Raw genomic sequence first — 5,000 nt, 5'->3', positions numbered from 1 at the left:
TGGCAAGGTTAAGGTCTTCAGTACCGGAGCCGTAGCGAAAGCAAGTTCTAACAGAGCGAATCAGTCAGTGGGGGTAGACGCGAAACTTTGTGATCTATCCATGGGCAGGGTGAAGGTTAGGTAAAACTAACTGGAGGCCCGAACTCATTAGCGTTGAAAAGCTATGGGATGACCTGTGGATAGGGGTGAAAGGCCAATCAAACTGAGAGATAGCTCGTTCTCCCCGAAATGTTTTTAGGAACAGCCTTGGATATAGACGTATTATAGAGGTAGAGCTACTAATTGGGCTAGGGGGCTTCACCGCCTACCAAACCCTAATAAACTCCGAATGCTATAATATAATCTCCAGGAGTGAGGCTGTGGGCGCTAAGGTCCATGGCCGAGAGGGAAATAACCCAGACTAACAGCTAAGGTCCCTAATGATATGTTAAGTTGAACAAACGCGGTTCAAATCCTAAAACAGCCAGGATGTTGGCTTGGAAGCAGCCATTCATTTAAAGAGTGCGTAACAGCTCACTGGTCGAGGGTTTGGGCACGGAAAATAATCGGGCATCAAACATATAACCGAAGCTTTAGGCCTAGCATTAAGGTGCTAGACGGTAGGGGAGCATTCTAAACTGCATCGAAGGTGTGTTGTGAAACATGCTGGAGCGTTTAGAAAAGAAAATGTAGGCATAAGTAACGATAAATAAGATGAAAAATCTTATCGCCGTAAGACTAAGGGTTCCTGATCAACGCTAATCGGATCAGGGTTAGTCGGGTCCTTAGGCAAAGCCGAAAGGTGAAGCTGATGGCAAACTGGTGAATATTCCAGTACCTGCTATAAATTCGATGGAGTAACGGAGTAGTGAAAGGATCGCGCACTTACGGAATAGTGCGTTAAAGGGCGTAGGTATATTTTTGGTAGGAAAATCCGCCAGAGATGCTGAAACCTGATAGTACAGCAAAGCTTCGGCCGCGCTGATAGTATCCCTAATCAGACTTCCAAGAAAAACTTCTAAGGTTCGTTTATAGCAGCCCGTACCGTAAACCGACACAGGTAGTCGAGATGAGTATTCTCAGGCGCTCGAGTGATCCGTGGTAAAGGAACTAGGCAAATTGACGCTGTAACTTCGGGATAAGGCGTGCCGCAGTGATGCGGCCTCAGTAAAATGGTACAACCAACTGTTTAACAAAAACACAGGGCCCTGCAAAATCGAAAGATGACGTATAGAGCCTGATACCTGCCCGGTGCTGGAAGGTTAAGGAAGGATGTTCGGAGCAATCCAAAGCTTCTGACTGAAGCCCCAGTAAACGGCGGCCGTAACTATAACGGTCCTAAGGTAGCGAAATTCCTTGTCGGGTAAGTTCCGACCTGCACGAATGGTCTAATGAGTTGTACACTGTCTCTACCACGAGCTCGGTGAAATTGTAGTATCGGTGAAGATGCCGGTTAATCGCAACGGGACGGAAAGACCCCGTGAACCTTCACTACAACTTAACATTGATTTTGAATGCCAGATGTGTAGGATAGTTGGGAGACTATGAAGCAGCTTCGCCAGGAGTTGTGGAGTCATCGTTGAAATACCAACCTTCTGTTATTTAGAGTCTAATCCCAGCAATGGGAGACATTGTTTGGTGGGTAGTTTGACTGGGGTGGTCGCCTCCTAAAAGGTAACGGAGGCTCGCAAAGGTACCCTCAGTACGGTTGGTAATCGTACGCAGAGCGCATTAGTATAAGGGTGCTTGACTGTGAGGCAAACAAGCCGAGCAGGTGCGAAAGCAGGCTAAAGTGATCCGGTGGTTCTGTATGGAAGGGCCATCGCTCAAAGGATAAAAGGTACTCCGGGGATAACAGGCTGATCTCACCCAAGAGCTCATATCGACGGTGAGGTTTGGCACCTCGATGTCGGTTCGTCACATCCTGGGGCTGGAGAAGGTCCCAAGGGTTCGGCTGTTCGCCGATTAAAGTGGCACGTGAACTGGGTTCAGAACGTCGCAAGACAGTTCGGTCCCTATCTGTTGTGATCGTTAGTAAATTGAGAGGACATGACCTTAGTACGAGAGGACCGGGTCGTACATACCGCTGGTGTATCTGTTGTGCCGCCAGGTGCAGTGCAGAGTAGCTATGTATGGATAGGATAAACGCTGAAAGCATCTAAGCGTGAAACCTGCTTCAAGATGAGTTTACTTTTAAGGGCCGTCGGAGACTACGACGTTGATAGGTTACAGGTGTAAGGGTGGTAACATCGCAGCCGAGTAATACTAATTGCCCGTAAGCTTTAATTTTTTAAATATTACGCTAAAGAGTCTTAGAATACAACTTTCCCGATATGTTATCTTATTAGTTTGCTGTAATAGCAAAGAAGATCTTATGGTGGTTATGCCGAGGGTGTTCACCTCTTCCCATTCCGAACAGAGAAGTTAAGCCCCTCATGGCCGATGGTACTGCACTATCATGCGGGAGAGTAGGTAGCTGCCATACTTATTAAAAGAAAGCCTTGGTGCGTTTGCACTAAGGCTTTTTCTTTCTTTAAGAGTAGACGCATCTGCTAAAGAGCAGATAATTTCACAAAGCGTCAGTACATTTTTACTCTAAAGCAATGATCCTTCACGGATTATAAAATTACACTCAACAGTAAGGTTGAAAACAATTTGAAATAAGATTGAAAAATAGTTTGAGAGAAAACTCAAATAGTTTTGTTTGCGAATGATAAAGGGCATATCTTTGCCATCCGCTTCAAAAAAGCTAGTGTTCTTTGTAAAATAGGGGTTTGATTATCGAAGATATTAATAGCACTTTCCCAATAGATAAGTCACTGATACTAAGATAATTAAAGATGCAAAATACTTAAAGAAAATTTTGGTGATTAAATATAAGATCACTACCTTTGCAACCCCAACACAAACAGTACAATACAGAGTATAAGTTCTTATAATAATAACAAGAAGATGTTTGACTAAAGCGTCACCGGGATCGGATCTCACACATCATCAATAATCACGTAAATGAAATCTCGAAAGAGAAGTCAGTGATTAAAAGTTCTTTGACATATTGGGAAATGCAAGTTGTATTCAAGATAGTGATATCTAAATACTAAATTTTTTAAAGCGAATAAGAGCGCATGGTGGATGCCTAGGATCTAAGAGGCGACGAAGGACGTGGTAAGCTGCGATAAGCTACGGGGAGATGCAAACGATCGTTACATCCGTAGATTTCCGAATGGGACAACCCGGCATACTGAAGGTATGTCACTCGAAAGAGAGCCAACGCAGGGAACTGAAACATCTAAGTACCTGCAGGAAAAGAAAATAAATAATGATTCCCTAAGTAGTGGCGAGCGAACGGGGAAGAGCCCAAACCGGATCGAAGCAATTCTGTCCGGGGTTGTAGGACTACTTTTAGAAAGTCAGATCAAGTTGAATCATCTGGAAAGATGAGCCGTAGCAGGTGATAGCCCTGTAGACAGAAATTCTGATGGACGTGTAGTATCCTGAGTAGTGCGGGACCGGAGGAATCCTGTATGAAACTGCCAGCACCATCTGGTAAGGCTAAATACTCCTTAGATACCGATAGTGAACCAGTACCGTAAGGGAAAGGTGAAAAGTACTCCGAACAGGAGAGTGAAATAGTTCCTGAAACCGTGCGCTTACAAGCGGTCGGAGCCAGTAATGGTGACGGCGTGCCTTTTGCATAATGAGCCTACGAGTTACTCCTCACTGGCAAGGTTAAGGTCTTCAGTACCGGAGCCGTAGCGAAAGCAAGTTCTAACAGAGCGAATCAGTCAGTGGGGGTAGACGCGAAACTTTGTGATCTATCCATGGGCAGGGTGAAGGTTAGGTAAAACTAACTGGAGGCCCGAACTCATTAGCGTTGAAAAGCTATGGGATGACCTGTGGATAGGGGTGAAAGGCCAATCAAACTGAGAGATAGCTCGTTCTCCCCGAAATGTTTTTAGGAACAGCCTTGGATATAGACGTATTATAGAGGTAGAGCTACTAATTGGGCTAGGGGGCTTCACCGCCTACCAAACCCTAATAAACTCCGAATGCTATAATATAATCTCCAGGAGTGAGGCTGTGGGCGCTAAGGTCCATGGCCGAGAGGGAAATAACCCAGACTAACAGCTAAGGTCCCTAATGATATGTTAAGTTGAACAAACGCGGTTCAAATCCTAAAACAGCCAGGATGTTGGCTTGGAAGCAGCCATTCATTTAAAGAGTGCGTAACAGCTCACTGGTCGAGGGTTTGGGCACGGAAAATAATCGGGCATCAAACATATAACCGAAGCTTTAGGCCTAGCATTAAGGTGCTAGACGGTAGGGGAGCATTCTAAACTGCATCGAAGGTGTGTTGCGAAACATGCTGGAGCGTTTAGAAAAGAAAATGTAGGCATAAGTAACGATAAATAAGATGAAAAATCTTATCGCCGTAAGACTAAGGGTTCCTGATCAACGCTAATCGGATCAGGGTTAGTCGGGTCCTTAGGCAAAGCCGAAAGGTGAAGCTGATGGCAAACTGGTGAATATTCCAGTACCTGCTATAAATTCGATGGAGTAACGGAGTAGTGAAAGGATCGCGCACTTACGGAATAGTGCGTTAAAGGGCGTAGGTATATTCTGGATTGGTAAATCCGTCCGGGATGCTGAAACCTGATAGTACAGCAAAGCTTCGGCCGCGCTGATAGTATCCCTAATCAGACTTCCAAGAAAAACTTCTAAGGTTCGTTTATAGCAGCCCGTACCGTAAACCGACACAGGTAGTCGAGATGAGTATTCTCAGGCGCTCGAGTGATCCGTGGTAAAGGAACTAGGCAAATTGACGCTGTAACTTCGGGATAAGGCGTGCCGCAGTGATGCGGCCTCAGTAAAATGGTACAACCAACTGTTTAACAAAAACACAGGGCCCTGCAAAATCGAAAGATGACGTATAGAGCCTGATACCTGCCCGGTGCTGGAAGGTTAAGGAAGGATGTTCGGAGCAATCCAAAGCTTCTGACTGAAGCCCCAGTAAACGGCGG

Annotated in this window: 3 rRNA genes (2 of these 3 cut by a window edge); all 3 read left to right on the top strand. The window is 45.4% G+C overall.

The window, feature by feature from the left end:
• Positions 1-2,268, top strand: a 23S ribosomal RNA gene (locus ACMXI2_RS24860); it begins 616 nt to the left of the window's first position.
• 84 nt (positions 2,269-2,352) lie between these two features.
• A 5S ribosomal RNA gene (gene rrf / locus ACMXI2_RS24855) occupies positions 2,353-2,464 on the top strand.
• A gap of 620 nt (positions 2,465-3,084) precedes the next feature.
• Positions 3,085-5,000 (top strand): 23S ribosomal RNA (locus ACMXI2_RS24850) (it continues 968 nt past the right edge of the window).

Source organism: Chitinophaga sp. G7 BAM 1005 (genome assembly GCF_057126945.1).
Note: the sequence above shows the minus strand (reverse complement) of the source record. Positions and strands in the feature narration are given on the sequence as shown.